This is a genomic window from Bradyrhizobium quebecense (assembly GCF_013373795.3).
Taxonomy (GTDB): domain Bacteria; phylum Pseudomonadota; class Alphaproteobacteria; order Rhizobiales; family Xanthobacteraceae; genus Bradyrhizobium; species Bradyrhizobium quebecense.
Genome location: NZ_CP088022.1, coordinates 2,245,865 through 2,270,489 on the forward strand (window position 1 = coordinate 2,245,865; position 24,625 = coordinate 2,270,489).

The window sequence follows — 24,625 nt, forward strand, 5'->3', positions numbered from 1 at the left end:
CGAGCCGGAAGTGCGGACGGCAATCAGTCCGCGATGCGGGGCGGGGCGATTTCCCGCATCCACCTTGAGATCGTCGCGCGGTCGGCATCGGTCGCTGATCGGTCGGTACGGGTGCCCAGCAACGCGGCCTCGCGCGCCGCGCGGGGCGTGATGCCGTAGGCGGCTTTGAACGAACGGGTGAAATGGGCGTCGGTGCCGAGGTGCCAGCGCCTTGCAAGTTCGCTGATCCTCAGGCGGCGCGCGTTCGAGCCAGCGAGCTCGAAGAAAGCCCGATGCAGACGGCGGCTGCGGATGTACTCGGCGATGCCTCCGACCGGCGCGAAGAGCCGGTAAGGCGAGGCCCGAGACAAGCCGAAATGGACCGCTAGCGACGCGGCCGAGAGATGTTCGTCGCCGAGCTGCGCCTCGATATGTTGCCTGATCCGCATCAGCGATGCGTTCGCGGTGACGCCACGGTCGGAATCGCCGCGCTCCAACTCGCCCCTGAGGCAAGCGGCCAGCAGCGAGATCGTCCCTTCGACGACCGATGGGCACTCCTGGAATGTCATGCGCGGCGCGAACTCGAACAGGGCCGTGAGATGCCCGGCCAGAAGGCGTCCGACCACGCCGCTCGCCGGCAGCACGAGGCCGTGCAGGGCATCGACGTGCACGATGTGGGCCGCGAACATCGGTCGCGGCACGACAAGGGTCACGTTCTCGAAGGCCGTGGCTCTGGTCTCCAGCGTCTGCGCCAGGTCGAACACGCATATGTCGCCGGAGCGCACGCGGATCGGCAACTCACCGGCAAGGCCGTCGAATCCGCCCTTCAGATAGAGCTGCAGGATGATGTGATCGACGCCGGACCGCGCCACCGTCGCGGTGGTCCGCAGGAAGCGCTGGCCGCCGGCGCGGCTGAGCCCGATCAGCAAGGGTCCCATGGCATAGGAACAAAGATCCGCGCTGAACGGCGCTGGCTCGTCGCGCCCCAACTCGTCGACGTCGAACAGCGTCGCGACGGCCTCCCGCCAGGCTGCGATGTTTTCATCCGTCCCCATCCGTGCGGCGGCAAAGCCGAAGGTCGGCAGTAGGGACGACACGGAGGCAGCATCGCCGATTGTTCCGGCGGTTTCCTGCTGGCCGGTTGTCGCGGGGTCGTCGGTCATTGTGGCAGGCGTACAGTCTTCCCGGGGGATTCGATCTTCGCATCCGGCCGGTTCACCCCGAGCATAGCGGCAGATCGTGCCAATCCCTTGATGAATCGTCTCGGAAGATCACGGTATAGGTCGCCTCTACCGGAACGGAAAGTCGTCGCCGGGCCGTTTGGCGCGACCCGTTGTCATATTCCCCCAAGACGATGGCCGCGCGGCAGTGATCGCTGGCCGTTCGAAGCGATACCGCGGCTTGCGTTTTTGTCTCAGTCTATTGATGCGGCGTTTCTCGAGCATCAGCCCGTATTGACGAAGTTCGTCTCCTGCCGGTTATAGCTCGGCGCGCGTCGGACATCGACGCAGGGCTGCGTGGTGGTTTTGTTGAGAAGCGGAACCAGCTGCGGGTTTGGACCGCCGTCGGGGCCGATTGCTGGCTCTTGAGCCGGTTTTTTCGCTGGCCGGCGGCGGTACCAGTTTCAACCCGATGACCTGCATCAACCAAATGGCTTGGCGCGAGCGATGTCCGATCGCAAGGTGACGATCGCGGCGCTGTCAACCCACCCGCCGCCACGGCGTGACGCTGACATCCTGTGCGGCGTCGATCAGTTGCGGCGCACCGGCGTGAAGGCCGTGCGCCGACAGCACCTGCTGCGGGGTGCGGGCAGGGACGCCGGGAAAGCACGGCTCGCCGTCGGGGATGTGCACCCTGGGCGCGACCGAGAGCCAGAATGTGTCGTAGCGGTCCATGAACATGCCGAACACGCCGGGGCCGCCGATGATCGCGACCATGCCCGAGGTCACGCCGGCCTCGCGGCTCGCGGTCTCGAACGGGCAGCCGGCGGGATTCCACAATAGCGCTTTCGGATTGTCCGGGTCGGGTGCGATCGCCGCGACCTTGCCGGTCAGGATCAGGCGGCGCCGTTTCGGTGCGTTCGGCTGCTCTTCCTGGGAGTGGCGGCCATGCACGACGAGATCGGCGCGGTCGAGGGCTGCGGTGAAGAACCGCTTGTCGCCCTCGATCTTGAGATCGTCAGGCATCACGTTGTGCGCGTTCGCCAGCCGGCCGTCGGCCGAGACGATGACAAAGCCCTCAACACGCAACGCTGGCACAGAAGCGATCGCCGGCGCGGCTACTGATCGACGGTGGTGACGACGCTGTTCACCGGCCGCGAGCTCACGGTCGGCAGCTTGACGTCCTTGGCGAGCTCCTGCTCGTATTGCGGCAGCACGGTCGCCGGGAATTTGGCGCGCATCGCCACCACCTTGTAGCCGCCGGCCTTGAGCTGCGTCAGCAGCGTCGGCAGGGCTTCCGCGGTGTGCTTCTGGAAGTCGTGCATCAAGATGATGCCCTTGCCGAGCTTGGCGAGCTTCTTCATCACGGTGTCGATCACAGCTTGCGAGTTCTTCGACTTGAAGTCGAAGGAGTCGAGGTCGCAGGAGAAGATCGCAATGTTGCGGTTGCCAAGATAGGTGACCATCTCCGGCGGATGCTGCAGCGCCGGGAAGCGGAAGAACGGCGATGGCGACGTCTCGAGCGCCCACTTGACCGCAGCCAGGCCGCGCTCGATCTCGTCCTTCTTCTGATCCTCGGTCAGCTTCTTGTTGTTCAGATTCTCGTGCGACCAGGTATGCGAGCCGACGGTGTGGCCGGCGGCATAGACCTGGCGCAGGATCTCCGGGTGATAGGTGGCGTGCTTGCCGATCGGGAAGAAGATGCCCGTGGTGCATTCATCCGCGAGCGCCTTCAGCACTGCCGGTGTGTTGGCCGGCCACGGACCGTCGTCGAAGGTCAGCACCACCTCATGGTCGCGCAAGAAGTCGAGCTGCTTGAAATGCTCGAAGCCGAAACCTGGACCGCCGGTGGTGTCGATCTCGACGGTGCGGGCGACGCCGAGCGCGTTCGGGTTGTTGCAGGCGGCGCGTGCCGGCTGCGGCGGTTGCTTCGGCGGCACTTGAGCGGCCGCTGCGGTGGGCGCCGGCGCAGCTGCGGCAGGCGCTGGAGCTGCGGCCGCCGGTGCCGCGGCGGCGCCCTTGGCGGGCGGCGTCTGCGACCAAGCTGCGCTCGACGCGAGCAACGATACGGTCCCTGCGAAAATCAGACCTGCCGCAATGCGCATGGCGTGTTCCCTGCTGATCGCGCGCCCGGTGCCGGCACTGCCGCAACCAAGGCCGCTTCACCCCCAACCGATCGTACCCTAGTCACAGTGCCGACGCCAAGGCAATGAACGTGGCGGGGCCCTGTCCGAAATCCCAGTTAATTCCGGGGATTACCGCCGGCTCTCAGGCCGCTGCCAGTGCCCGTGCGATCCCGGTCTTGATGCGCGTGTCGTCCGGCGTGACCGACTCAGGGAAGACGTCGGCGATATAGCCGTCGCGGCCGATCAGGTATTTGTGGAAATTCCAGCGCGGCACGTCCTTGGGCCGTGTTTCCGCCGCCCAGCGGTAAAACGGATGCGCGTTTGCGCCCTTGACCACGGCTTTCGCCGCGATCGGGAAGGTGACGCCGTATTGATGCTGCGCGGTCTCGGCGATCTCGGTCGGGCCGCCGGGTTCCTGGCCGCCGAAATCATTGGAGGGTACGCCGATGATGACGAAGCCGCGATCGCGGAATTCGTTCCACAATTGCTGCAGGCCGGCATATTGCGGCGTGAAGCCACAGAGCGAGGCCGTGTTCACGATCATCAGCGGATGGCCGGCATAGTCGGCAAGGCGAATGTCGCCGCCGGAGAGTGCCGGAAATGAGAAGGCGTAGGCCGTGATCCGGCTCATCGCCTGCTGCTCCGCATGCAGTGCACGGGATCCTGCGGCAGCGGCGAAGGCCGCCACGATCAGTGTCCTGCGGTCCATCATGGTCTCGTCCCCGGAACAGATGTCACTGACATCATAATCCAGTGGGCAGGCGCAGGCTTTCAAGAAGGCGTTATAAGTCGCAATCAGCGCAGCGGCAGGATGAAGTCGGTGCCTTCGCCGGTCTCGCCCTGGTTCACGCCGAGGTCGGAGACGATGATCGATCCGCCGGTGCCGAGCGCTTCGTTGATCCGCGCCATCGCGTCGGCCGGAATCGTGATGCGGTCGAGCGCCTCGGCCGGGGTGTCGGTCGCCGGATGCGGCTTGACCTCGGCCGGCGCTGCGGCCGCCAGCTTGCGACGATGCGCGGCGCGCTCCTCGACGTCGATGCGGGCGGCGTTGCGGGTCGGCAGCGTCACCACCGACCAGCGCAGCAGGTTCGCATCGGTCTTGTCGGCTTCCGCGGTGAACACATGCGTGCCGAGCGGCCGGTCGCTCGCCGCGATCGTCACCGGCACCTCGAACAGCGGCGCAAAGTTCTGCCGCACATAGAGCTTGGAATCCTTGCGGCTGATGAACACCGCGATCTGTCCGGCGCGCTTCGGCGCGTCGATCTTGGCGACGCCCGGCAGCCGTGCCGGATCCTTGGCTGCGTCCTGCTTGGCATCGGAAGTATCAGCGGCGGTTGCGGCCTCGGCGGGCTTGTCCGCCGTCTTGACCGCATTCGCCGCATTGGCCGCGTCAGTCTTCGGTGCGTCGGCCTTGGGTGCCTCGGCAACGCCAGGCTTGGCGGCGTCCGGCTTCGGCTCGTCGACTTTGGCTTCGGCCTTCACCGGGGCGCTTGCGGACACCCCGGACTTCGGCGTGTCGATGCTGCCGGTGGTTTCGCCGACCGTCTTGTCGTCGGTGGCGACGCTGCTGTCGCCAGCGGCGGAGTTGGCCTCGGCCGGCTTGTCGGCCGCGGCAGCCTCGGTCGCCGTCGTCTCGGACTTGTCAGCCGCGATCTTCTCCGCAATGGCGTCGCGCGCGGTCGAGGAGGACGCATCGGACATCGTCGCCGACGCGCTCGCCGCCGGCATCGCGCCGCTGGCGTCGGCGGTGTGGGTGTTGTCGCGCAGCGACGCGGGCGCATGGCCGACGCTGGTGCGCAAGTCGAGACTGGATTGCCTGTCCGCACCCTTGTCGCTCTTCACGCCGAGCGGCGCATCCATCTTCAGGACGTCATCGGCAACCGGCTGCTGCGGGATGACCTTCTGCGTCGCCAGCAGCGGATGCGAGAAACTCTCCGGCGAGATCGTGCCCGGCGTGACGAACACGCGGGCGCCCATCCGCGTCCAGTTGTACATCTTGACCGCAAACGACATCGGCATGCGGATGCAGCCATGCGAGGCCGGATAGCCCGGCAGCACGCCGGCGTGCATGGCGATGCCCGACCAGGTGATGCGCTGCATGTACGGCATCGGCGCGCCGCTGTAGATGTTGGACTGGTGGTATTTCTGCTTCTGGATAACGCTGAAGACACCCATCGGGGTCGAATGCCCCTTCATGCCCGTCGATACCGGGCTCTCGGCGTAGAGGCCGTTGGTGTCGTAAATGCTGACGCGCTGCTGGTCGATCGAGACCGAGATGATCAGGGGACCCTGCGGCTTGCGGCCGGCCTCCTTCTCGATCGCCGGATTCTTCTTGACCGTGCTGCGCTTCGGCTTCGGCCGGGGCTGCTGCGGCGGCATCGGCTCGACATCGCCGTAATAGCCGGAGTCACGGTTCCAGTAGAACAGGGCTGCATCGGCCTGCGAGGAGGCGGCCACGGTGCCGGCCGCCGTCAGGATTGCAAACTGCCAGAACCGCCCATTCGCAGAATCAAAAATTGAAATCCCACGTCCGCGTGCGCGCATATTCCGAATCCCAGTCCAAACTATCTGTTGGTTGTCGCAGACGCCGAACGCGTTCACCAGCGCAAGCGATCTAACCGTTCCGTGAGGGGCGGATTTTCGACGAAAGAGTAGCAAAAAAGCCTCACAGGAGGTTAAAGCGCCCGGTCTGATCACCGAACTGTCAGCGCCTTCCTGTGCGGCGTTTGCGCACTACATAGGCGGGACCCACCCCCGCGGAGACCTCAATGACATCGAGAAATGTGAGCTTGTGTGACGTGCGATTGTTGTCTCGATGGGGCTGCGCGGCGCTGCTGATGTTGCTGGCTTTGGGGCAGGCAGTTCCCGCGGCCGCGGCCGACGAACCGGACCTGATCTTTCGTCGTTCGACGGTGTTCAAATGGGTGAGCCCCAACGACAAGCTCGCGACCTATGGCGTCGACGACCCCGAGGTCGAGGGTGTCGCCTGTCACTTCACGGTGCCGGAGAAGGGCGGCTTCAAGGGCTGGCTCGGTCTTGCCGAGGAAGTCTCTGATATCTCGCTGGCTTGCCGGCAGATCGGGCCGATCCGCTTCAAGGGCAAGCTCGGCCAGGGCGACGACATGTTCAGCAAGCGGCGGTCGCTGTTCTTCAAGAAGATGCAGATCGTGCGCGGCTGCGATGCCAAGCGCAACGTGCTGGTTTACATGGTGTATTCCGACAAGCTGATCGAGGGCTCGCCGAAGAACTCGACGTCGTCGGTACCGATCATGCCGTGGGGCGCGACCGACGCTACCGCCGTGCAGAAGTGCGGCGAGTTCATTCAGTAGCGGGACCAGGGGCTTGGCCCGGGCGGCTGACGCGGCGGACGAGCTACGCATGATCCGGAAAAGTGCGAAGCGGTCTTCCGAAACGTCATGCGCAAACAAGTAGCTAAAGCGCGCTCTTCATCGTGCTTTAGCGCTTGATTTGCCCGAACTGCTTCGCGCCGATACTGAGGCCTGGCTTGACCTTCGGGTCGCGGCAGCCGACGAGATGGACCAGCTTCTGCTGCGCGCACTCATTGTCGCCCATCACATAAGCGCCTTGTTGCGGCATCGCGGCCGTCATCTGTTGCTGCCGGCCGGATTTGCTGGCCGCGGATGGATTGCCAACACCGATGTTGCCATTGCCCACGACTGACATCCTTCGTTGGATCGGGAATCACCACAACGTGCCACCGCCGAGATGGTTGCACGGCGCCCAGATGAGTCGGCCGAACCGCCGGCCGGTTCACGCCGCCCTTGCTGTACTGCTTCCTGTCTCAGCAGAGGAAAGTTAAGAAAGCGCGGTAGCCGGCTCAATTTGCACGCATAATCTGCGGGCAGAGTGCAGCCGCCGGGCGGCTCCCCCCGATGCGCGAAATTTTGAACGCGCTTATGGGCGTCGCACCTTTACTGAAAACATTGGTGTTTTCCGGCCAATGTTTCGTGGGCTGCCCGCCGACGAAACAATTCTCCGGCCGACGAAACCATTTTCAGCTTGTTCCGCAGAACTCCCGAAACGGCAGATCGTTATCAATCCGTCAACACAACGGCGCCGGACGCCGAACAGGAATGACGGAGACTATCAGATGCGGACCATGAGCCTGATCCTCGCCTTCGCTTTCGTGATGGCCGGTTCGTCGATGGCTGGTACCCCCGACAATGGTTTGCCCGGCATCGGCACCTTCTCCTACAACGGCTCGCCGGTGGTCACCTCGGCCCCGATGGTGATGGCGCAGGCCAACTGAGCGCGACGCGACAGACAGAACTGCCGGTAAAGGCTCCCCATGTTGCTCCGCATCTGTTCCGCCGCGATCCTGGCATCGCTCGCCCTCTTAGGTTCCGCGCAGGCCCAATCGCAACTTCCGCTCGACTCGATACAGATCCGGTCGCTCTACCGCGCGCCCGAACCGCGCGACGAGTTCGTGCGCCAGTGCGCGCCGCATATGCTCGGGCGCTGGGCGCATCCCGAGGCCGTGTGCGGTTGCCTGCATGACCATGCTGCCGCGACGGTGGACGATCCCGATCTGCGCCAGGCGCTGCTGCGTGGCATCAGCGAGACCGGTGTGCCGACCATCGAGACCGATTGGGTGCCGCCATCCAAGCAAAACGAGATTGGCCCGACCTTCACCAAGATCGCCAAGCCGACGCTGCAATGCATGTTCGAGCCGATCTCGAACTGAGCGGCGCGTTACCGATGCAATGATGGACGAGGCGCCTCGCGACAGCGGGGCGCTTTACTTTTTGGCGAGGCGCGGCACGCAGCTTTGGGTCCGCACCACACCGTTCTGGCTCAGCTTGGCGCCGATCACCTGCTTGATCTGCCCGGCCGGGCAGGAGCCGTCATCGACCAGGACGCGCTGACCGACCCGGAGGTCGACGATGTCAGCCTCGCGCATGACGGTCTGTGCGGAGGCGGCATGAATGATCGCGACAAGTGCTGCAGCGCTGACCAGCGCGACCAATCCAATGCGCGGCATCGCAGCCTCCTTCACTTGTTCTGGATCTTGACCCCATCGGGCCGACATTGATCTGCAATCCTTCGGGCTGCTTCTTTGCCTGATACAAATTGTAGCCGAGCATCCTGCGATCACGACCAGCGCGCCGATCACGAGATACAGGACGTTGCGATTGGGCATCCGGTATCTCCGTAGGCGGACACTGACTGAACGCGGGCGACCTTAGTCAGGTGGTTGCGATTCTCCTAGAGCGCTGCGGCCTGGCGGATGGCTTCACCGATATCTTGCGCGTCGCGCGCAGCGCAGCCAGCGTTGTCTTCGCCAATTGTTCCGCCGACGCGACGAGTTGCGGAACCGGATGACCGGAAAATCCCAGCACGAAGCCGGCAGTGGGCGTGCGCGATGATAGGTCTCGGCGAGCAGCCAGCCGCCGACGCCGGCAGCCGCCTTGGCCTGCGCGGCAACCAGCGGATCGGTCGCGGGATCGAGCCGCGCCACGAGATGCAGGCCTTGCGACGGCACCGGAACGGTGAGCTCGCCCTCGGATGCGCGGGTGAGTGTCGACGCCAGCACGTCGCGCGCCTCGCGATAGAGCTTGCGCGATTTGCGCAAGTTCGCAGCGAAGGCGCCGGAGTTCAGCATGTCGGCGACCGCGCCTTCCATCAGGGTGCCGGGAAAGCGATCGAGCGCGGCGCGCGCCGCCGTCACCGGACCGATCAAGGCTTCGGGCAGCGCGCAGTAACCGATCCGCAATCCCGGAAACAGCGTCTTCGCAAACGTCCCCATGTAGATCACGCGGCGCAGATGATCGATGCCGGCGAGCGACAGCAGCGGCGCGCCGTCATAGCGGAACTCGCTGTCGTAATCGTCTTCGAACACGAAAGCGCCGGCGTCCCTGGCCCAGTCGAGCAGCTCGAGCCGGCGCGGCATCGACATCTGCACGCCGAGCGGAAACTGGTGCGACGGCGTGACGTAGGCGGCGCGTGCCGCGGCAGCGGATACGCGTCCCCTATCGATGCGCATGCCTGATCCATCGACCGGCACCGACACCGGGCGATAGCCGCAATGCTCGATCGCGCGCCGCGCCGCCGGATAACCTGGGTCCTCGCACCAGACCTGGTCGCCGGCTTGAGGATCGCCCCAAGCACGATGCGCAGCGCATGCAGCGTACCCGAGGCCAGCATGATCTGGTCGGGATCGCAGCGCAGCCCGCGCGCCGACAGCAGATGGTCTGATATGGCTGCGCGCAATTCGCTGCTGCCGCGGGGATCGCCGTAGTGCAGGTGCTCGGAGCCGAAGGCGCGCAGCCGTCGGCCGGCAAAGGCGCGGAAGCGCTGCAGCGCGCGCTCATCGATATGCGTGCAGCCGAGCGACAACGCATTGTGCTGCGGCGGCTCGATCTCGATCTTCGCGCGTCGCGGCGCTGTGGCCTGCGCCGGAATGCGCGCGGCGACGAAGGTGCCGGAGCCCGTGGTCGCCACCGCAAAGCCGTCGGCGATCAGCCGCTCATATGCCGTGGTGACCGCGTTGCGGCGAAACCCGGTCTGTCTGGCCAGCGCGCGCGACGGCGGCAGCGGCTCGCCCGGCTTGACGAGGCCGCCAACGATGGTGTGGCACAGCGCCTGATAGAGCCGCTGCTGCGAGGCCGCTGCCGCCGTCACGTGCGGGCCGGTGAGGTCGAGCGGCAGCTCGGGCTTGCGCGCCGCGGGCTTGCGGGAATTGGTCGGAATTTTTCGCATGGAATTGGCACTATCGCAGACCAAATGGGCCGCTACAACTCTGGACAGATTCCAGATTTCGAAAGGCACTGCCGTGACCGAAGGCGCGTCCACTCCGTCCTACCCATGTCGTCCCGCAACCGGGTCAAGCGCCGCCATGACCGCGGCTTCTACGACCACGCCACCGTGCACAAGATCCTGGACGCCTCGATGCTGTGCCACGTCTCCTACGTGATCGACGGTCAGCCCTATTGCACGCCGACCTTCTTCTGGCGCGAGGGCACCAAGCTCTATTGGCACGGCTCCAGCGCGAGCCGAATGCTGGAGAACCAGTCGGAAGGGCAGCGGGTGTGCCTGACGGTCGCCCATCTCGACAGCCTGGTGCTGGCGCGTTGCGGCTTCAACCATTCAGCCGACTATCGCGCGGTGATGGCGTTCGGCACTGCCTACCTCGTGACCGACCCGGAAGAGAAGGAGCGCGCGATCGTCGCGATGGTCGACCGCTTCTTTCCCGAGCGTACCGCGAGCTTGCGCGCCAGCAACAAGCAGGAAATCAAGGCGACCTCGTTCATCGCGATGGAGATCGAGGAGGCCTCGGCAAAGGTGCGCGCCAAGGGCGTCGCCGACGACGACGACGATTACGAGTTGCCGATCTATGCCGAGCGCATTCCGGTGCGCACGGTGCTCGGCGCGCCCGAGCCGTGCCCGCGGCTGCTCGACGGCGTGACGCGGCCGACAACGCTCGATGGCTATTCGGAAGGCCGTCTGCTCGAAGATGCATTGCGGGATGCCTATTTTGCACAATACAAGGAGGGGTGAAATCGGGTTACGGTGCGGCTCCCGCCCTTTCTGATGTCCCCCATGGAGCTGCCGAATGACTGCCGAGACGCAACAACGAATCCTCAGCGCCGTTGACGAGGGATTCGATGCGCAGCTTGCGACGACGCAGGCCTTTGTCGCGATCCCCTCGACCCGCGGCGCCGAGGGGCCGTGCCAGGACATGATCGGCGATCTCTTGCGCGAGCGCGGCTATGAGGTCGACGACTGGCACATCAATCTCGACGAGCTGAAGGATTTGCGCGGCTTCGGCCCGATCGAGCATGATTTCTCCAAGGCGCGCACCGTGGTCGGTACCTACCGCCCGGCCACCAATGCCGGCAAATCGCTGATCCTGCAGGGCCACTGCGACGTGGTGCCGACCGGCCCGCTCGAGATGTGGGAGACGCCGCCGTTCTCGCCGGTCATCAAGGACGGCAGGATGTACGGCCGCGGCGCCTGCGACATGAAGTCCGGCACGATTGCCGCGCTCTACGCGCTGGATGCGATCAAGCAGGCCGGGCTGAAGCCGACGGCGCGGATTCACTTCCAGTCTGTGATCGAGGAGGAGAGCACCGGCGTCGGCGCGCTCTCGACCTTGCAGCGCGGCTACCGCGCCGATGCCTGCTTCATCCCGGAGCCGACCAACGGCAAGATGATCCGCTCGCAGGTCGGCGTGATCTGGTTCCGCCTGAAGGTGCGCGGCTTCCCAGTGCATGTGTTCGAGGCCGGCGCCGGCTCGAACGCGATCGTGGCGGCGTACCATCTGGTGCACGCGCTGGAGAAGCTCGAGATCGCCTGGAACGAGCGCGCCAAGGCCGACCGCCATTTCAAGGACGTCAATCATCCGATCAATTTCAATCCGGGCATCATCAAGGGCGGCGACTGGGCCTCCAGCGTGCCGGCCTGGTGCGATGTCGACTGCCGCATCGCAGTGCTGCCGGGCTGGTCGATCGCCGAGTGTCAGAAGGAGATTCTGGCCTGCGTGTCGGCTGCGGCGCGCGATCACCGCTTTCTCTCCAACAATCCGCCGCAGGTGGAATGGTCGGGATTCCTGTCGGAAGGCTACGAACTGGTGAACTCCGAAGCGGCGGAAGCGGCGTTCGCTAGGGCGCATCAAGCGGTCTATGGCGGGGCGGTGGAAGACCGCGCCTTCACCGCGTTGACCGACACGCGCTTCTACGGCCGGAACTACGACATCCCGAGCCTCTGCTTTGGCGCCAGTGGCGCGGCGATGCACGGCTTCAACGAATATGTCGAGCTGGAATCGCTGCGGAAGTCGACCAAGGCCACCGCGCTGTTCATCGCGGAATGGTGCGGGGTGGAGAAGGCGTAGCTGCCCCGTTTGCGTCATTGCGAGCGAAGCGAAGCAATCCATCTCACCACGTGCGGAGACATGGATTGCTTCGTCGCTTCGCTCCTCGCTATGACGGCGGAGAGATTCACGCTCGCGCCGCCCACAACGCCCTGACGATCGCATCGAGCCCATCCGTCAACGCGGCGGGGCCGGGCTGCAGGATGATCGGCGACTTGATCTCGACGATGCGGTCGTCGCGCACGGCCGGGATGTCGCTCCATCCCTCCCGCTTGCGGATGCGGTCGGGCACGACCTTCTTGCCGCACCAGGATGCCAGGATCACGTCGGGCATCGCCTCGCGCACGGCGTCGGGCGTGACGATGCGATCCCTGGCGGCCTTGTGCACCCGCAGATGCGGCAGCGCGTCCTCGCCGCCGGCGATCTCGATCAGCTCGGACACCCAGCCGATGCCGCTGATCAGCGGATCGTCCCATTCCTCGAAATAGACCTTTGGTCGCGGCGCCGGACGCGGCGTTGCCGCGATCGCGGCCAGCCGTTGTGCGAGGCCTTGCGCAAGCTGCCCGGCGCGCTCGGCGACACCGACCATCGCACCCAAAGTGCGGATCATCGCGAGAATCCCGGCGACGTCGCGCTGGTTGAAGACGTGCACGGCGACACCGGCACGCACCAGATCGGCGACGATGTCGGCCTGCAGATCGGAGAAGGCGAGCACCAGATCGGGATCGAGCGCCAGGATATTTGGGAGATCGGCGGAGATGAACGCCGACACCCGCGGCTTCTCGCGGCGGACCTGCGGTGGCCGCATCGCATAGCCGGAGACGCCGACGATGCGGTCCTGCTCGCCGAGCAGATACAGCGTCTCGACCGTCTCATCTGTCAGGCAGACGATCCGGCGGGGAGGGAAGTCACGCATCGAGAACGGTATGCAGACTCGCCAGCGATTGTCACGACGTCCATGACGTCATCCGTACCATTACCTCGGAGGTCATTGCCCGGCCCGATGAGGCAATCCATCATGCCGACACCAATCTCGAAGAGGCCCGCACAAGCAGGGAGTGCCCATGACGCCGCTCGAAAAGATCCAGTCGATGAAGATGCCGTTTGCGGAACTGAAGGGCGTCACCTTCACCGAGGCCGGCCAGGATCGCGTGGTCGCGAAAATGCTGGTGCGGCCGGACCTCTGCACGCTCCGCAACACCATCCACGGCGGCGCGGTGATGGCCTTCGCGGACTCGGTCGGTGCTGCCGCCACCGTGATCAACCTGCCTGAGGACGCCAAGGGCACCACGACGCTGGAGAGCAAAACCAACTTCATCGGCGGGGCCAAGGAGGGGACCACCGTGATCGCAACGGCGACCCCGGTCCATCGGGGCCGGCGGACCCAGGTCTGGCAGACCAGGCTGGAAACCGAGGACGGCAAGCTGGTCGCCGTCGTCACGCAAACGCAGCTGGTATTATAATGAGGCGATGATGTGATTTTCAAATCACAACATTGTTTATTCAAATGAATCTATGTACTTGAATTATATGCTGCGACGCACAATATAGGGAGCGCTAGGGACTCGACGCCTCCTCGAGGGCTACCAAGAGGAGTTATGAAATGAACTATGATTCCATACGTCCGACGTCCGCCAGGGGCACCGTGCGGACGTTGAGCCAGCAGGAGGAGCTTCCTCTGCTGCGCGATCACCTGCTGCGACTGGATCGTACCAGCCGCCATGATCGTTTTCATGGCTTCATCGACGACAGTTTCATCCGCCGCTATGCCGAGCGTTGCGCCAACGACGGCACGGTCATCATCGCCTATTTCGAGGATGGCGTGGTCCGCGGCGCAGCCGAGCTGCATCCGTCGGAGCAGTCACCGGATGCGCAGCCGGAAATCGCCTTCAGCGTGGAGCGGGCGGTGCGGCGCAAGGGCGTCGGCAGCACCCTGTTCCGCAAGCTGATCGCCGAGGCGCATGCCAAGGGCTACAGCAGCCTGCGCATCACCACCGGCGCGCAGAACGACGCGATGCGTGCGCTCGCCACCAAGTTCGGTGCGCAGCTGAGCTTCCGTCATGGTGAGTCCACCGGCAGCATCGACCTGACCGAGCAGAATCAGCCCGAACCGGCGCCGGCCGCTGCACCGGTTACGCCGGTCGAGGCCGCGCGCGTGATCGTCGACATGAACCGCGCCTACTGGCGAATGGTGATGCAGATGTCCGGCTGGGGCCGTGCCGCCTGAGCCGATAGCGTTTCCAAGCGAACGGGACACCAGTTCGCGGGAAGGAAACGCGTCCAATAAGAATCTCAGATCAAACGTAAAAAAGGCAATCCGTTCAGCGGATTGCCCTTTTTCTTTGAGTAACCGGATGTTGTATTTCAGGTGCCGGTGCGCTTGGCGGGCACGAGACGGCGGACCACGCGGCGCTCGACCACGACCGAGCGCTGCGCGCCCTGTTCGCCGGCGATCACGCGGGTTGCCGTGCCGGTGCGGGCGCTGACGCGCGCGGTCTTCTTCACCTCGGCCAGCACCTCTTCATAGGGCAGCCCCATCAGCGACGACGCGATTTCGGCCTGGGCCTCCACGTCATCGGTGATGCCGATGGCGGCGAAGATTGCCTCCTCCAGCGTCGGCGGATCATGCCGCACGCGCCGGGTGCCATACTTGGTGTTCCAGTCTCCGCTCATCGCCGCCTCATCTTTGAATCGCGGGAGATACGTAAGGTCCCCAATGTTGCATTGCAATATGAATATGAGATGGCAATCCAGCCATGCAGCTAGAGTCTCTCAATCTTGTGAGCGTCATAAAGTTCGATGGTGGTCGCTGCGGCCGCAAGAGATTGCAGGGAGCGGACGAAATCGCGCGAGGCGGGGACCGCGAAATGCGCCGCCAGCGCGGCGCGGTCGGCCCATTGCTCGAAAAACACCAGCCTGAGCGGATTCTCGCAGTCGACCTGGACCGCGTGGGAGATGCAGCCGGGCTCTGTGCGCGAGCGATGGACATGTTCGAGGCTCAGCCGACGCACCTCGTCGAACGAGTCGGGGCGGGCGGTGACGCTGCCGGTGACGACAATCATGATTTCCCCCAATCCGTTACGGGGCGGCTTCCGCCCCTGACGCATTGATCGGTTGCTGCGGCCAGCGCTTCAGCGCGGCACGGCCGGCATCGGTCAGGACATAGATGCCGCGCTCCGCGCGATCGAACCAGCCGTAGACATTATGCTGCAGGATCTTGCCGGCGTCGGGAATCTCGGCGCGGAGGTCGCGCACTCGCCGGGGCCCATCCGACAGCGCACAGGCGCAGGCCAGCGCCTGCTGCCGGTAGGCGGTCATGATCGGCGCGCGCGTCGATCCGCCCATGGCTGGATCGCCCTTGCGCTTCCGGTGCTCGGTGATCAGGCGCGAGCGCTTCTTCGGATTGCGGCGCGGTGCCGCAGTCGGCGGCGGCACCAGCACCTCGACGTCGCCGCGGTCGGTGACGCCGAGCATGCCGAAACCGAGCCGCCGGCACAGATTGCGATAGCGCGCGTCGCTCTCGCGGCCCTTGCCGCGCGCCGAAACCTTGGCCGCGATCCACACCTCGTCGGCGGCGGCGGCGCGATCGACCGCCTGCAGGATCAGTTCGAGATTGAAGGCGAGCTTCAGTTCGCCGATCACGACGACAGGCGGGCCGCCGCCGCTCAATGCCACGAGATCGCAGCCGCCGATCTCGCCCTTCACCGTGAAGCCGAGCTTTTCGAGGAAGCGTTTGACGGGCAGATAAAGCGCGGTTTCCAACAGGCAGGCTCCTGCGGCATCCAGCCGCGACTCAGGTTGCCAGCATAGCGCGGAATTGCGCCTACTGAGGCCGATGGAATTTGCCCAAAGCGCGGCCAGGCGGCTATTATTGGGCCGGGACAGGGCGCGACCATTTTCATGATCCGGAACGGCCTCTATCACATCACCGTCGAATTTCTCGATGGCGTCTCTGGCGGCAACCAGGGCGTCATGGTGCTGCGCGACGGCCAGATGCGCGGCGGTGACTCGTTCTTCTTCGCCCATGGCAGCTACACCGCGGCCGACGGCAAGTGGAAGGGCGAGGTCACCAACGAGGAGCATTCGCCGACCTATGGCGAGCGCCCGGTGTGGGAACGCAAGGTGGTCACCATCGGTTTTACCGGCACCTACACCGACGAGACCGCCGAGGGCGACGGCATGGCGCTGGCCGGCAAGCAGAGCATCCGCTTCAGGTCGAAGCTGCGGCTGCTGGTTGCCGACTAAACCCGTCCGTTGACCGGCAGCAACGCGCCGGTGACGGCGCCTGCGGCGTCGCTGGCGAGGAACAGGATCACGTCGGCGAGTTCCTTCGGCGTCACCCATTTCGAAATGTCGGCCTTCGGCATCGCGGCGCGATTGGCGGCGGTGTCGATGATCGAGGGCAGCACCGCGTTGACCGTGACCTTGCCCTTGAGCTCCGCGGCGAGCGACTCGGTGAGGCGGTGCACGCCGGCCTTTGATGCCGCGTACGGACCCATCCCGGACGCCGCCTGCAGCGCGCCGAGCGCGCCGATATTGATGATGCGTCCGGCGCCGGATTTGGTGAGATACGGGATCGCGGCGTGCGACGTGTTGAAGGCTGTCATCACGTTCATCGCGAACATGCGCTGCCAGGTCGCGGGATCGCCGTCGCTCACCGCCTCGAAGGTAAAGCCGCCTGCGATATTGATCAGCCCGTCGAGCCGGCCGAAATGCGCAGCCGCCCTGTCAATCGCGGCCGTCGCCTGTGCGGTGTCGGTGAGGTCGACATTGCCGAGCTCGATACGATCGGCCGTCGCGGCAAGCTGCGAGGCCGCATGATCGATGCCGGCAACGCGCGCGCCGCGCGCCAGGGCTTCTTCGGCGACCACCTTGCCAAGCGCGCCGAGCGCGCCGGTGATGACGATGGCTTTTCCGTTCATGGCGCTCTCCGTATCAGCAACAGGTTGCTGCCCACTATGATCAGGCGGATTTCATTTGCAATGCTGCCAATTTCGTCTCCTACTGCGCGCATTCATCAATTCATTCGCCTCAAGGATGTTTGCGATGCCGACACCAAGGCCGTGCGAAACCCATCTCGAACTCGTCAAGTTCAGCTACGGATTGCCGCATCTTGCGCAGGCGCTCAAGCGCGACCGGAAGGTCAAGATCGTTGCCCTCGGATCATCGTCGACCGCGGGAGCCGACAAAATTCTCCCGTTTCCACCGCGGCTGGAGATCTTATGGCGAAGCCAGAAGCAGTCCTTCGGCAGGATGATCGACATCGTCAACCGAGGGATCGGCGGGCAAGAGGCGCCGGAAGAGTTCTCGCGCATCGAGTCCGATGTCATCGCTGAAGCACCGGTGATGGTGATTTGGCAGGTCGGCACCAACGCCGTGTACAGGAACTACAACTTCGATCAGGTGCAAGCGACATTCGAGGCAGGACTCGATGTGCTCGCCGGCCTGCCGCTGGACGTCGTGGTGATGGATTCGCAATACACCCAGGCAATCATCGGCGCGCCAGACGTGCTCAAGCTCGCCAACCAGTTCATGCCAATGATCGCCGACGTCGCTGCAAGCAGGAAAGTCAACCTGTTCCGCCGCTTTGCGCTGATGAAGCAATGGGTCGCTGCCGGAATTCCGCTCTCCGAACTCGACGATGGTGCACAGGAGCATCTCCATACGAGCGAGTGGGCGACCGATTGTGTCACGCAAGCGTTGCTCGGTGCGATCAACGATGCAGTGGCACGCAGCGCGAGCACGTCGTCTTGACTACGTAAGACTACGGAGGTGGGCCGGTTGGATAAAATTTGCGGCAGTTCCGTAAGTCGTTTTCAGAACCCTTTGCTTAGAAGCGGAACTCTAGCCAAGGTAGGGGTTATGCGAATGGGAAATCTTCCGGATCACGGTTTACCGCTCGTTCAGCTTAAGGAGCAGCGGCGCGATCTCGTGGTGGCGCTGCAAAACCGCAACGGACCAGTGGGCAGCTGGGAGCTGATGCAGATCGCAGCGATTCAGCAGGCGATCTCGGCGTTCGAGGATGTGATTGCCGACCTCGATGCGGAGCTCGAGCTCGAGGCCGCGGCCTGAGCTTTTTTCAGTTTGGCCGCGTTTTCATCACGCGAACCGGTGTCCATCCTGCATCACGTGCGGGACAGGCTTCACACGAAAACGCTCTCGCGTAAATTGATCAGGCCTGCAGATAGCGGCCTTCAAGCGCCTTGCGCTCGGCCTGGCCGAGCCCGAGGCCTTCGCGGAAATAGCCGTCGAGGCCGCCATAGTCGGCATCGATCGCCTCGAACGCCGCCTCGAGAAACGCCGCGCGTACGGTGCCGAGCACCTGATTGACGTCATCGGGCAGCTCGGTGCTGTGGGCCGGGTCGCGCTTGTAGAACTGGTTGGTCAGGAGATAGTCGTCCGCGATCACCTGATCGGACACGCCGAGCGCGTGCAGGATCAGCGCGCAGGCAAAGCCGGTGCGATCCTTGCCGGCGGTGCAGTGGATCACCAGCGGGGCACGGTCCTCGAGCAGATGGGCAAACAGCGTGCGATAGCGCGGCGTGTTGTCCTGCACATAGCCGCGGTAGGAATCCCGCATCACATCGATCGCATCGGCTTCCGATAGCTGACGGGTGCTGGCGATCGCTCGCAGCGAGGCAACCACCGTCGGCTCGACCGGAAGCGAATGCACGGTCACGTCGCTCATGCCGCACAGCGCCTCGGCGCGCTCGGCGACGCCGCGGAAATCGAATGCGCTCTTGACCCCGAGCGAGCGCACCACCGCGACGTCCTGTTCGGTGAGATGCGCAAGATGGTTGGAGCGGAAGATCTGCCGCCAGCGCACCGTCCGGCCATCACGCGTCTGGTAGCCGCCCAGGTCGCGAAAATTGCTGGCGCCGGCGAGGTTGAGGTGACGGGCAGGGGCTTCTGACATCGGGCGGACCTGTTGCAGCTGATGAGGTCTTGGCGCAGGAATCCTGGCGCAGGAATCCTGGCAGAGAAATCCTGGCGCAGGAGTATGGGCGCAGACAGGTCTATAACCGGCCTCTCGGGGGGAGAATATGACTTATCGCGGAGGCGCCATTCTTGTCGGCGCAATTCTTTTCGAGATTTTTGGTTCCTCGGCAGCGCCGGCGCAGTCCGCCTTCCGGAATTATCACTGTGCCGACGGCACGCAGTTCATTGTCGCGTTCTTCAACGGGGACACCCGCGCGCATCTGCAACTCGACGGCAAGGCGGTGACACTGACGAAGCGTCTGTCGCTGACGGGCACGCGCTACAGAGGCAGCGGTGTCACGCTTGAGATCACCCGGGCCGGATTGACCAGGCTCCGGCATGCGAAGCGGCCGGTGACGGCCTGCGAGCTGGCATGAAAAAAGGGCCGAAACGCTTCGTTCCGACCCTCTCTTACTGCTCTGTTGCTGTCTGACGTTTTTGCGCCACGCCTCTCTGCCTGATCGACATCAGTGATCGCGGCTCGGTTTGGCATCGTCGATGGCCGCCTGATGGTACCAGCTCTCGCTGCAGGCCGAGGTCGCGACCTCAGCGGCAAGCTCGCGCGCCGTCCGCATCTCGCCGTAGCGGCGTCCGCCGAGAGCCGCGCGCCCCCCAGCCGGGAATTGATAGATCGTTGCCGATCCCTGATTTTGGCCCGTCGTAATCATGTCAAAATCTCCTATGGCCGGAGCGAGCCTCCATGGTGCGCCCGACTCATTCGCGTGTCGTTACCGTCATTTTGATATCGGCCCGGGTCCGGCAGGGTGCAAGTTGACCAAGAAACAGTCATTATCTGTCTAATTCGTGTGCAAATCCCGGTTTGCATCCTGCGAGGCAGGATGCAGCTGACCAACGCTTGGGCCGAGCCGAAGGTTGCTCGGCGCCCGATGGTTGGACACGAACTGTCACATGGCGCTGCCGCCGCATTAATCGGCGGCGGACGCGGTAGCTGAATTTGCTGCAGAAACGAGCGGCGGAGGGCGCTGAGAGAAGATTTTGGCTGACCATGACGCATGTCAGCTGCGCTGCTTTGTCGCAGCTAAAAATGCGATGTCCGCTGGGGACATCCGCGGGCCCGGCGGGTGCCGCAGTGCAGCGACTGGCATTTTAATTGCTTAGTAAGAGCCGGCCGATGGTGGCCGGGTACGCGTGCGGCGGCCGACTGGCTTTCGGTCCTCACGGTTTTGCATCATCAACAGAGAGGTTCAATGACCAAGTACAAGCTCGAGTATATCTGGCTCGACGGATATACGCCGACGCCGAGCCTGCGCGGTAAGACGCAGATCAAGGAATTCGCGTCGTTCCCGACCCTCGAACAGCTCCCGCTGTGGGGCTTTGACGGTTCGTCCACCCAGCAGGCTGAAGGCCACAGCTCTGACTGCGTGCTGAAGCCGGTCGCCTGCTATCCCGACGCGGCGCGCGAGAACGGCGTGCTGGTGATGTGCGAAGTCATGATGCCCGACGGCAAGACGCCGCATGTCTCGAACAAGCGCGCCACCATTCTGGATGACGAAGGCGCCTGGTTCGGCTTCGAGCAGGAATACTTCTTCTATAAGGACGGCCGTCCGCTCGGCTTCCCGGAAGAGGGTTATCCGGCGCCGCAGGGCCCGTACTACACCGGCGTCGGCTACAAGAACGTCGGTAGCATCGCCCGCAAGATCGTCGAAGAGCATCTCAATCTCTGCCTGGCCGCCGGCATCAACCACGAAGGCATCAACGCCGAAGTGGCGAAGGGCCAGTGGGAATTCCAGATCTTCGGCAAGGGCTCCAAGACCGCCGCTGACCAGATGTGGATGGCCCGCTATCTGATGCTGCGCCTCACCGAGAGCTACGGCATCGATATCGAATTCCATTGCAAGCCGCTCGGCGACACCGACTGGAACGGCTCGGGCATGCACGCCAACTTCTCGACCAAGTACATGCGCGAAGTCGGCGGCAAGGAGTACTTCGAGAGCCTGATGAAGGCCTTCGACAAGAACCTGATGGACCACATCGCCGTCTACGGCCCGGACAACGACAAGCGTCTGACCGGCAAGCACGAGACCGCGCCGTGGAACAAGTTCAGCTATGGCGTGGCTGACCGTGGTGCGTCGATCCGCGTGCCGCACTCCTTCGTCAACAACGGCTACAAGGGCTATCTGGAAGACCGCCGTCCGAACTCGCAAGGCGACCCCTACCAGATCGCTTCGCAGATCCTGAAGACGATCTCCGAGGTGCCGACCGGCGCCAAGGCTGCGGCGTAAATGGCTGCTGCTTAATGGCTGCGGCTTAATGGCCGCGACCTAGCAGCTGTCGGACCCGGATGGAGCCATCCGGTACCGCTATCGGGTCCGCCAGGGCGACTGCCTTGGCGGACCTTTGCTTTTTAACGACAGTCTTTGCGGCGGGCTTGCCGCCGAAAGCGGTTTCGCTGCGTTATGAACCGCGCTAGACAGCGGTTGTATCTTGGCTGCCGGGGACACGGCGCTTGTTTGAAGGGTTTTACAAGGTCCGGTTCGAGCTGGGCGGCGCCGTCGGCCGCAGCGTGATGTATGTCGGCGACGGCAAGATGCTCGGCGGCAACTCGGCCTTCGCCCATATCGGCACCTACGAGAAGGCCGGCGACGAGGTCGCGGTCGAGATCCAGACCGTCCGCCACAACCCCGATCCGAACTACCGTGCGATGGCGGGCACCGATGACGCGACGCTCATCGCCAAGGGCGGGTCCGACGGCGAGCTCTATCGTTTCAAGGGTGAACTGAAGGAATTGCCCGGCGTGCCGTTCCAGTCGGTGATGACGCCGATCACCGAGGATGACATCCCGATCGCCGGCGGCGTCGGCGAGGGCGGCATCATCAACGGGCTCTATTCGATCCACATCCAGCTGCTCGACGGTGTCGACGGCAGCCTTACCGGAGTGATGCTGCTGAACAACGGCCGCATCCTTGGCGGCGATGCGTTCTTCTACTACCTCGGCACCTACACCTCCGAGAAAGGCCGCTGGAAGGGGCAGATCCTCAATCAGGAGCACACCTCCGCGATGGGTGAGAACCCGGTCTTCGGCGGCCATGAGGTCGGCATCGGCTTTGCCGGTACCTGTGACGCGGAAGGCGCCGTTCTCGAAGCAACCGCGCTTGCTGGCAAGCGCAGCCTCCGCCTCAGGGCCACGCTCAAGCTGATGCGGCGGGCGTAGGCGAGATGGACAATTCGGTTCGCGTGCTCTCGACGCTGGCGCTGAAGTGCGCGGTTGCGCGCCTTGCCGCGGCCTACCAGACCGCAAGTGGTATGCGGATCGATGCCGATTTCGCGCCGACGCTGGCGCTGCTCGAACGCCTGCGCGGCGGCGAGGCCGCCGACCTCGTGATCCTGACCCGCGAGGGCATCGACGAGATGACCGGCGAAGGCCTCGTTGCGCGGGAAAGTGCTGTCGATCTCGCGCGCTCCTATGTCGGTGTCGCCGTGAGGGCGGGCGCTGCGCATCCCGACATCGCGAGCGAAGCCGCATTGCGTGCGGCGCTGCTCGGCGCGCGGGCGGTGGCCTATTCGCGGCTCGGCGCCAGCGGCATCCTGTTCGCGCGGCTGATCGCGCGTCTCGGCATTGCGGAGGCGATCAACGCCCGTGCGGTGATCATTCCGGTAGGCTTCACCGCGGAGCGGCTCGTCACCGGCGAAGCCGAGCTTGCGATCCAGCAGATCAGCGAGTTGAAGCAGATCGACGGTATCGAAATCGTCGGGCCAATTCCCTTAGGCTTGCAGACGCCGGCGGTGTTTTCCGCGGGCCCCATGTCCGCATCGCAGCGGCCAGAGGCCGCCGATCACCTGCTGCGGTATCTCGCATCGGCTGCGGTCGCGCCGGTGCTGCGCGAGACCGGGCTCGAGCCTTGAATTTGCCCGCACCGCGACGCAACCTACCGGCCATGTTCAGAACACTCCATGCAATCGTCCTTGCCGTGGCGCTGACCGCGCCTGTGCTTGCTCATGCGCAGTCGGCCGAACTTGTGCTGTGCGATCGGCTCGCCGCCGATCCCACCGATCCCGACAAGCCGGCCGACGCGAAGGGCGTGCCCGAAATCGCGTCGGCGGATATCGCGACCGCGATCAAATATTGTGGGGTGGCGGCAAAATCGTCGCGCCGCGCGATGTACGAGCTCGGCCGTGCCTATGCCGCCAACCGGCAAACCGCGGAAGCAATGTCGGCCTGGCGCAAGGCGGCCGACAAGGGCTCGACGTCGGCGATGGTCGAGCTCGGCGTGCTCTACGGCAATGGCACCGGCGTTGCCAGGGACGAGGCGCAGGCGCGCAAACTGTTCGAGCGCGCGGCGCAGGCCGGCAACGCGCGCGGCGTCAGCAATCTCGCTGCCCTCGGCGGCAGCGTCGCATCCGACCCGGCGCGCGCGCGCGAATTGCTGGCAAAATCTGCCGAGACCAATGCGGAGGCGCAATACCAGCTCGGCATGATGCTGGCGGAAGGCAAGGGCGGGGCGCAGGACGATGCCGGCGCGCGGGCGCTGTTCGAAAAAGCCGCCGCGCAGAACCATCCGGGGCGCTGGAGCGAATGGGCGCGTTTGCACAGGCCGGCCGCGGCGGGCCGAAGGATAGCGACGCGGCAAAAGCCTACTACGAACGGGCGGCAGCGCTCGGCGATGAGGATGCCAAGAAGGCGCTGGAACGGGCGCGCTGTCCCTACGTGATCAAGGACAAGCGCGGCAATGCCGTGACCAATCTCTGCTTCTAGGAACGCTCGCGGTCGCATGTCGTTGACATGCGACAGGCATTGGTGAGGCGATGTCATGATCCGCAAGCTGCGTTCCGGCGAGTACCGGCTGTATTCCCGCAAGGTCAATCCGAAGACCGGCAAGCGCCGCAATCTCGGCACCTTCAAGTCACGCGCCGCGGCGGAAAAGCACGAGCGCGACGTGCAGTATTTCAAGCGCCACTAAGCGTGTGCGGCTAGGGCGCCGGGCACGCCGCGCCGGTCTTGACCCAGGCCTCGACCAAGGCACCGGCCTCTGCTTGCGTGCCGGGTGCCGGCGAGCGGCCGAAGCCGGGATGCCAGGCCCAGCCGACCAGCGTGTCCTTGCCGATATGCTCGATCAGATCCTCGATCTTGCGGCCGCCATTGCGCGCGGGGTCGCGGATTTGCTCGCAGATCTCGCCGATGGTCTTGCCGGCCCACGCCATCTCGCGCGGTGCGAGATGCCATTCCGGGTGGCCCGGCACGCGACCGGGATCGAAATTGGCGTGCTGGTGGCAGATCGAGCAGCGCATTGCGCTGGTGCCATGGCCATCGGCACCGCGCGTGACCGGGGGCTGGTGCATGCGGCTGATGTCGCCCTGCCGCGGGCTGTCGCCGGCGGGATGGCAATTGGTGCAGCGCGGATGGGTCAGCACCTTGCCGAGCTCGGTGAAGATCGCCGCAGAGCGCTGTTCGACATTCTCGATCCCGGCAAAGCTTTCCGGCGAGGCGAGGGCGTGGCTCGCGCTCTCCGACGCCGCGTAGCCGGCGCACAGGCTGGTCGCGAGCGCCGTCAGCGCTGCAATGATCCGAAACCGCGTTTCCGATGTCATCGCTC

Annotated in this window: 30 protein-coding genes and 2 pseudogenes; 16 read left to right on the forward strand and 16 right to left on the reverse strand. The window is 64.6% G+C overall.

Features of this window, described 5'->3' with window-relative positions; genetic code table 11:
- Nucleotides 1-23: 23 nt before the first annotated feature.
- From HU230_RS10480 to HU230_RS10500, 5 genes are all read right to left on the reverse strand, one after another.
- Nucleotides 24-1,142, reverse strand: a complete 1,119-nt coding sequence (locus tag HU230_RS10480) for an AraC-like ligand-binding domain-containing protein (protein ID WP_176531738.1) — start codon at nucleotides 1,140-1,142, stop codon at nucleotides 24-26.
- A 537-nt stretch (nucleotides 1,143-1,679) separates the two neighbouring features.
- Nucleotides 1,680-2,237 (reverse strand): dihydrofolate reductase family protein, encoded by a 558-nt coding sequence (locus tag HU230_RS10485; protein ID WP_224943181.1) that lies wholly within the window; start codon nucleotides 2,235-2,237, stop codon nucleotides 1,680-1,682.
- A 20-nt stretch (nucleotides 2,238-2,257) separates the two neighbouring features.
- Complete coding sequence (locus HU230_RS10490; protein WP_176531736.1) at nucleotides 2,258-3,244, reverse strand: polysaccharide deacetylase family protein; 987 nt, start codon at nucleotides 3,242-3,244, stop codon at nucleotides 2,258-2,260.
- Nucleotides 3,245-3,407: 163 nt separating this feature from the next.
- Complete coding sequence (locus HU230_RS10495; protein ID WP_176531735.1) at nucleotides 3,408-3,977, reverse strand: glutathione peroxidase; 570 nt, start codon at nucleotides 3,975-3,977, stop codon at nucleotides 3,408-3,410.
- 83 nt (nucleotides 3,978-4,060) lie between these two features.
- Nucleotides 4,061-5,809, reverse strand: a complete 1,749-nt coding sequence (locus HU230_RS10500) for a L,D-transpeptidase family protein (protein ID WP_176531734.1) — start codon at nucleotides 5,807-5,809, stop codon at nucleotides 4,061-4,063.
- Nucleotides 5,810-6,033: 224 nt separating this feature from the next.
- Here HU230_RS10500 and HU230_RS10505 point away from each other — a divergent pair, with 224 nt between their 5' ends.
- Nucleotides 6,034-6,594, forward strand: coding sequence for a CreA family protein (locus HU230_RS10505; protein WP_176531733.1), 561 nt, complete (start codon nucleotides 6,034-6,036; stop codon nucleotides 6,592-6,594).
- Nucleotides 6,595-6,721: 127 nt separating this feature from the next.
- Here HU230_RS10505 and HU230_RS10510 read toward each other — a convergent pair whose 3' ends face one another.
- On the reverse strand, nucleotides 6,722-6,949 hold the full coding sequence (locus tag HU230_RS10510) for a hypothetical protein (protein ID WP_176531732.1): 228 nt from the start codon (nucleotides 6,947-6,949) through the stop codon (nucleotides 6,722-6,724).
- A 427-nt stretch (nucleotides 6,950-7,376) separates the two neighbouring features.
- Between HU230_RS10510 and HU230_RS10515 the strand changes: the two genes are divergently transcribed.
- Both HU230_RS10515 and HU230_RS10520 read left to right on the forward strand, forming a co-directional pair.
- Entirely contained in the window at nucleotides 7,377-7,535 is a 159-nt protein-coding gene (locus tag HU230_RS10515; RefSeq protein WP_171947546.1) for a hypothetical protein, read from the forward strand.
- A 39-nt stretch (nucleotides 7,536-7,574) separates the two neighbouring features.
- Nucleotides 7,575-7,970, forward strand: coding sequence for a hypothetical protein (locus HU230_RS10520; RefSeq protein ID WP_176531731.1), 396 nt, complete (start codon nucleotides 7,575-7,577; stop codon nucleotides 7,968-7,970).
- A 54-nt stretch (nucleotides 7,971-8,024) separates the two neighbouring features.
- Here the strand turns inward: HU230_RS10520 and HU230_RS10525 are convergent, their stop codons facing one another.
- Together HU230_RS10525 and pdxR are read right to left on the reverse strand one after the other, a co-directional pair.
- Nucleotides 8,025-8,267, reverse strand: coding sequence for a DUF6719 family protein (locus HU230_RS10525; RefSeq protein WP_173643235.1), 243 nt, complete (start codon nucleotides 8,265-8,267; stop codon nucleotides 8,025-8,027).
- 205 nt (nucleotides 8,268-8,472) lie between these two features.
- A pseudogene (pdxR, locus tag HU230_RS10530) lies at nucleotides 8,473-9,985 on the reverse strand (MocR-like pyridoxine biosynthesis transcription factor PdxR).
- Nucleotides 9,986-10,090: 105 nt separating this feature from the next.
- On the opposite strand from pdxR, the gene HU230_RS10535 reads away from it, so the two are divergent.
- The gene (locus tag HU230_RS10535; RefSeq protein ID WP_224943184.1) at nucleotides 10,091-10,783 is read left to right on the forward strand and encodes a pyridoxamine 5'-phosphate oxidase family protein; all 693 of its coding nucleotides are present in this window, start codon (nucleotides 10,091-10,093) and stop codon (nucleotides 10,781-10,783) included.
- Between the two features lie 55 nt (nucleotides 10,784-10,838).
- Nucleotides 10,839-12,116 (forward strand): ArgE/DapE family deacylase, encoded by a 1,278-nt coding sequence (locus tag HU230_RS10540; RefSeq protein ID WP_176531728.1) that lies wholly within the window; start codon nucleotides 10,839-10,841, stop codon nucleotides 12,114-12,116.
- A 106-nt stretch (nucleotides 12,117-12,222) separates the two neighbouring features.
- Here HU230_RS10540 and HU230_RS10545 read toward each other — a convergent pair whose 3' ends face one another.
- Nucleotides 12,223-13,011 carry a cobalamin-binding protein gene (locus HU230_RS10545; protein WP_176531727.1) on the reverse strand — a complete coding sequence of 263 codons (789 nt, stop codon included), beginning with the start codon at nucleotides 13,009-13,011 and terminating at the stop codon, nucleotides 12,223-12,225.
- Between the two features lie 148 nt (nucleotides 13,012-13,159).
- Here HU230_RS10545 and HU230_RS10550 point away from each other — a divergent pair, with 148 nt between their 5' ends.
- Nucleotides 13,160-13,558, forward strand: a complete 399-nt coding sequence (locus tag HU230_RS10550) for a PaaI family thioesterase (RefSeq protein WP_092113549.1) — start codon at nucleotides 13,160-13,162, stop codon at nucleotides 13,556-13,558.
- Nucleotides 13,559-13,698: 140 nt separating this feature from the next.
- On the forward strand, nucleotides 13,699-14,322 hold the full coding sequence (locus tag HU230_RS10555) for a GNAT family N-acetyltransferase (protein ID WP_176531726.1): 624 nt from the start codon (nucleotides 13,699-13,701) through the stop codon (nucleotides 14,320-14,322).
- Between the two features lie 137 nt (nucleotides 14,323-14,459).
- Here HU230_RS10555 and HU230_RS10560 read toward each other — a convergent pair whose 3' ends face one another.
- The 3 genes from HU230_RS10560 to HU230_RS10570 all read right to left on the reverse strand — a co-directional run bounded on the left by HU230_RS10560 (nucleotide 14,460) and on the right by HU230_RS10570 (nucleotide 15,857).
- Nucleotides 14,460-14,768 carry a hypothetical protein gene (locus HU230_RS10560; RefSeq protein WP_176531725.1) on the reverse strand — a complete coding sequence of 103 codons (309 nt, stop codon included), beginning with the start codon at nucleotides 14,766-14,768 and terminating at the stop codon, nucleotides 14,460-14,462.
- An 89-nt stretch (nucleotides 14,769-14,857) separates the two neighbouring features.
- Nucleotides 14,858-15,157: a putative quinol monooxygenase gene (locus HU230_RS10565; RefSeq protein ID WP_176531724.1), complete on the reverse strand. Its 300-nt coding sequence runs from the start codon at nucleotides 15,155-15,157 to the stop codon at nucleotides 14,858-14,860.
- Nucleotides 15,158-15,173: 16 nt separating this feature from the next.
- Nucleotides 15,174-15,857 (reverse strand): DUF2161 domain-containing phosphodiesterase, encoded by a 684-nt coding sequence (locus HU230_RS10570; protein WP_176531723.1) that lies wholly within the window; start codon nucleotides 15,855-15,857, stop codon nucleotides 15,174-15,176.
- A 138-nt stretch (nucleotides 15,858-15,995) separates the two neighbouring features.
- Here HU230_RS10570 and HU230_RS10575 point away from each other — a divergent pair, with 138 nt between their 5' ends.
- Nucleotides 15,996-16,340, forward strand: coding sequence for a GrlR family regulatory protein (locus tag HU230_RS10575; protein WP_092113555.1), 345 nt, complete (start codon nucleotides 15,996-15,998; stop codon nucleotides 16,338-16,340).
- Here HU230_RS10575 and fabG read toward each other — a convergent pair.
- Nucleotides 16,337-17,017, reverse strand: coding sequence for a 3-oxoacyl-ACP reductase FabG (gene fabG / locus HU230_RS10580; protein ID WP_176531722.1), 681 nt, complete (start codon nucleotides 17,015-17,017; stop codon nucleotides 16,337-16,339). The two genes, HU230_RS10575 and fabG, sit on opposite strands and share 4 nt — an antisense overlap.
- 115 nt (nucleotides 17,018-17,132) lie before the next feature.
- On the opposite strand from fabG, the gene HU230_RS10585 reads away from it, so the two are divergent.
- Together HU230_RS10585 and HU230_RS10590 are read left to right on the forward strand one after the other, a co-directional pair.
- On the forward strand, nucleotides 17,133-17,849 hold the full coding sequence (locus HU230_RS10585; RefSeq protein WP_224943187.1) for an SGNH/GDSL hydrolase family protein: 717 nt from the start codon (nucleotides 17,133-17,135) through the stop codon (nucleotides 17,847-17,849).
- Nucleotides 17,850-17,963: 114 nt separating this feature from the next.
- Nucleotides 17,964-18,167 carry a hypothetical protein gene (locus tag HU230_RS10590; RefSeq protein WP_097675416.1) on the forward strand — a complete coding sequence of 68 codons (204 nt, stop codon included), beginning with the start codon at nucleotides 17,964-17,966 and terminating at the stop codon, nucleotides 18,165-18,167.
- Nucleotides 18,168-18,267: 100 nt separating this feature from the next.
- Here HU230_RS10590 and HU230_RS10595 read toward each other — a convergent pair whose 3' ends face one another.
- Nucleotides 18,268-19,011 (reverse strand): tyrosine-protein phosphatase, encoded by a 744-nt coding sequence (locus HU230_RS10595; protein ID WP_176531721.1) that lies wholly within the window; start codon nucleotides 19,009-19,011, stop codon nucleotides 18,268-18,270.
- A 127-nt stretch (nucleotides 19,012-19,138) separates the two neighbouring features.
- Here HU230_RS10595 and HU230_RS10600 point away from each other — a divergent pair, with 127 nt between their 5' ends.
- Nucleotides 19,139-19,450: an MliC family protein gene (locus HU230_RS10600; RefSeq protein ID WP_176531720.1), complete on the forward strand. Its 312-nt coding sequence runs from the start codon at nucleotides 19,139-19,141 to the stop codon at nucleotides 19,448-19,450.
- 90 nt (nucleotides 19,451-19,540) lie between these two features.
- Here HU230_RS10600 and HU230_RS10605 read toward each other — a convergent pair whose 3' ends face one another.
- Nucleotides 19,541-19,741, reverse strand: coding sequence for a DUF2735 domain-containing protein (locus tag HU230_RS10605; protein WP_176531719.1), 201 nt, complete (start codon nucleotides 19,739-19,741; stop codon nucleotides 19,541-19,543).
- A gap of 540 nt (nucleotides 19,742-20,281) precedes the next feature.
- Between HU230_RS10605 and HU230_RS10610 the strand changes: the two genes are divergently transcribed.
- From HU230_RS10610 to HU230_RS10630, 5 genes and pseudogenes are all read left to right on the forward strand, one after another.
- Entirely contained in the window at nucleotides 20,282-21,316 is a 1,035-nt protein-coding gene (locus HU230_RS10610) for a glutamine synthetase beta-grasp domain-containing protein (RefSeq protein ID WP_176531718.1), read from the forward strand.
- Nucleotides 21,317-21,540: 224 nt separating this feature from the next.
- On the forward strand, nucleotides 21,541-22,245 hold the full coding sequence (locus HU230_RS10615) for a hypothetical protein (RefSeq protein WP_176531717.1): 705 nt from the start codon (nucleotides 21,541-21,543) through the stop codon (nucleotides 22,243-22,245).
- Between the two features lie 5 nt (nucleotides 22,246-22,250).
- Nucleotides 22,251-22,937, forward strand: a complete 687-nt coding sequence (locus tag HU230_RS10620) for a substrate-binding domain-containing protein (protein ID WP_176531716.1) — start codon at nucleotides 22,251-22,253, stop codon at nucleotides 22,935-22,937.
- A 32-nt stretch (nucleotides 22,938-22,969) separates the two neighbouring features.
- Nucleotides 22,970-23,787: pseudogene (locus HU230_RS10625) on the forward strand (tetratricopeptide repeat protein).
- A gap of 55 nt (nucleotides 23,788-23,842) precedes the next feature.
- On the forward strand, nucleotides 23,843-23,992 hold the full coding sequence (locus HU230_RS10630) for a hypothetical protein (RefSeq protein WP_016843021.1): 150 nt from the start codon (nucleotides 23,843-23,845) through the stop codon (nucleotides 23,990-23,992).
- A 10-nt stretch (nucleotides 23,993-24,002) separates the two neighbouring features.
- On the opposite strand, the gene HU230_RS10635 is transcribed toward HU230_RS10630, so the two are convergent.
- Nucleotides 24,003-24,620 carry an Isoquinoline 1-oxidoreductase subunit gene (locus tag HU230_RS10635; RefSeq protein WP_176531714.1) on the reverse strand — a complete coding sequence of 206 codons (618 nt, stop codon included), beginning with the start codon at nucleotides 24,618-24,620 and terminating at the stop codon, nucleotides 24,003-24,005.
- Nucleotides 24,621-24,625 lie beyond the last annotated feature (5 nt).

What these genes read in the sequence shown, in the direction of transcription:
- HU230_RS10480 (WP_176531738.1), bottom strand. Translation starts at nt 1,142, where the DNA reads ATGACCGACGACCCCGCGACAACCGGCCAGCAGGAAACCGCCGGAACA.
- HU230_RS10490 (WP_176531736.1), bottom strand. Translation starts at nt 3,244, where the DNA reads ATGCGCATTGCGGCAGGTCTGATTTTCGCAGGGACCGTATCGTTGCTC.
- HU230_RS10495 (WP_176531735.1), bottom strand. Translation starts at nt 3,977, where the DNA reads ATGATGGACCGCAGGACACTGATCGTGGCGGCCTTCGCCGCTGCCGCA.
- HU230_RS10500 (WP_176531734.1), bottom strand. Translation starts at nt 5,809, where the DNA reads ATGCGCGCACGCGGACGTGGGATTTCAATTTTTGATTCTGCGAATGGG.
- HU230_RS10505 (WP_176531733.1), top strand. Translation starts at nt 6,034, where the DNA reads ATGACATCGAGAAATGTGAGCTTGTGTGACGTGCGATTGTTGTCTCGA.
- HU230_RS10510 (WP_176531732.1), bottom strand. Translation starts at nt 6,949, where the DNA reads ATGTCAGTCGTGGGCAATGGCAACATCGGTGTTGGCAATCCATCCGCG.
- HU230_RS10515 (WP_171947546.1), top strand. Translation starts at nt 7,377, where the DNA reads ATGCGGACCATGAGCCTGATCCTCGCCTTCGCTTTCGTGATGGCCGGT.
- HU230_RS10520 (WP_176531731.1), top strand. Translation starts at nt 7,575, where the DNA reads ATGTTGCTCCGCATCTGTTCCGCCGCGATCCTGGCATCGCTCGCCCTC.
- HU230_RS10525 (WP_173643235.1), bottom strand. Translation starts at nt 8,267, where the DNA reads ATGCCGCGCATTGGATTGGTCGCGCTGGTCAGCGCTGCAGCACTTGTC.
- HU230_RS10535 (WP_224943184.1), top strand. Translation starts at nt 10,091, where the DNA reads ATGTCGTCCCGCAACCGGGTCAAGCGCCGCCATGACCGCGGCTTCTAC.
- HU230_RS10540 (WP_176531728.1), top strand. Translation starts at nt 10,839, where the DNA reads ATGACTGCCGAGACGCAACAACGAATCCTCAGCGCCGTTGACGAGGGA.
- HU230_RS10545 (WP_176531727.1), bottom strand. Translation starts at nt 13,011, where the DNA reads ATGCGTGACTTCCCTCCCCGCCGGATCGTCTGCCTGACAGATGAGACG.
- HU230_RS10550 (WP_092113549.1), top strand. Translation starts at nt 13,160, where the DNA reads ATGACGCCGCTCGAAAAGATCCAGTCGATGAAGATGCCGTTTGCGGAA.
- HU230_RS10555 (WP_176531726.1), top strand. Translation starts at nt 13,699, where the DNA reads ATGAACTATGATTCCATACGTCCGACGTCCGCCAGGGGCACCGTGCGG.
- HU230_RS10560 (WP_176531725.1), bottom strand. Translation starts at nt 14,768, where the DNA reads ATGAGCGGAGACTGGAACACCAAGTATGGCACCCGGCGCGTGCGGCAT.
- HU230_RS10565 (WP_176531724.1), bottom strand. Translation starts at nt 15,157, where the DNA reads ATGATTGTCGTCACCGGCAGCGTCACCGCCCGCCCCGACTCGTTCGAC.
- HU230_RS10575 (WP_092113555.1), top strand. Translation starts at nt 15,996, where the DNA reads ATGATCCGGAACGGCCTCTATCACATCACCGTCGAATTTCTCGATGGC.
- fabG (WP_176531722.1), bottom strand. Translation starts at nt 17,017, where the DNA reads ATGAACGGAAAAGCCATCGTCATCACCGGCGCGCTCGGCGCGCTTGGC.
- HU230_RS10585 (WP_224943187.1), top strand. Translation starts at nt 17,133, where the DNA reads ATGTTTGCGATGCCGACACCAAGGCCGTGCGAAACCCATCTCGAACTC.
- HU230_RS10590 (WP_097675416.1), top strand. Translation starts at nt 17,964, where the DNA reads ATGGGAAATCTTCCGGATCACGGTTTACCGCTCGTTCAGCTTAAGGAG.
- HU230_RS10595 (WP_176531721.1), bottom strand. Translation starts at nt 19,011, where the DNA reads ATGTCAGAAGCCCCTGCCCGTCACCTCAACCTCGCCGGCGCCAGCAAT.
- HU230_RS10600 (WP_176531720.1), top strand. Translation starts at nt 19,139, where the DNA reads ATGACTTATCGCGGAGGCGCCATTCTTGTCGGCGCAATTCTTTTCGAG.
- HU230_RS10605 (WP_176531719.1), bottom strand. Translation starts at nt 19,741, where the DNA reads ATGATTACGACGGGCCAAAATCAGGGATCGGCAACGATCTATCAATTC.
- HU230_RS10610 (WP_176531718.1), top strand. Translation starts at nt 20,282, where the DNA reads ATGACCAAGTACAAGCTCGAGTATATCTGGCTCGACGGATATACGCCG.
- HU230_RS10620 (WP_176531716.1), top strand. Translation starts at nt 22,251, where the DNA reads ATGGACAATTCGGTTCGCGTGCTCTCGACGCTGGCGCTGAAGTGCGCG.
- HU230_RS10630 (WP_016843021.1), top strand. Translation starts at nt 23,843, where the DNA reads ATGATCCGCAAGCTGCGTTCCGGCGAGTACCGGCTGTATTCCCGCAAG.
- HU230_RS10635 (WP_176531714.1), bottom strand. Translation starts at nt 24,620, where the DNA reads ATGACATCGGAAACGCGGTTTCGGATCATTGCAGCGCTGACGGCGCTC.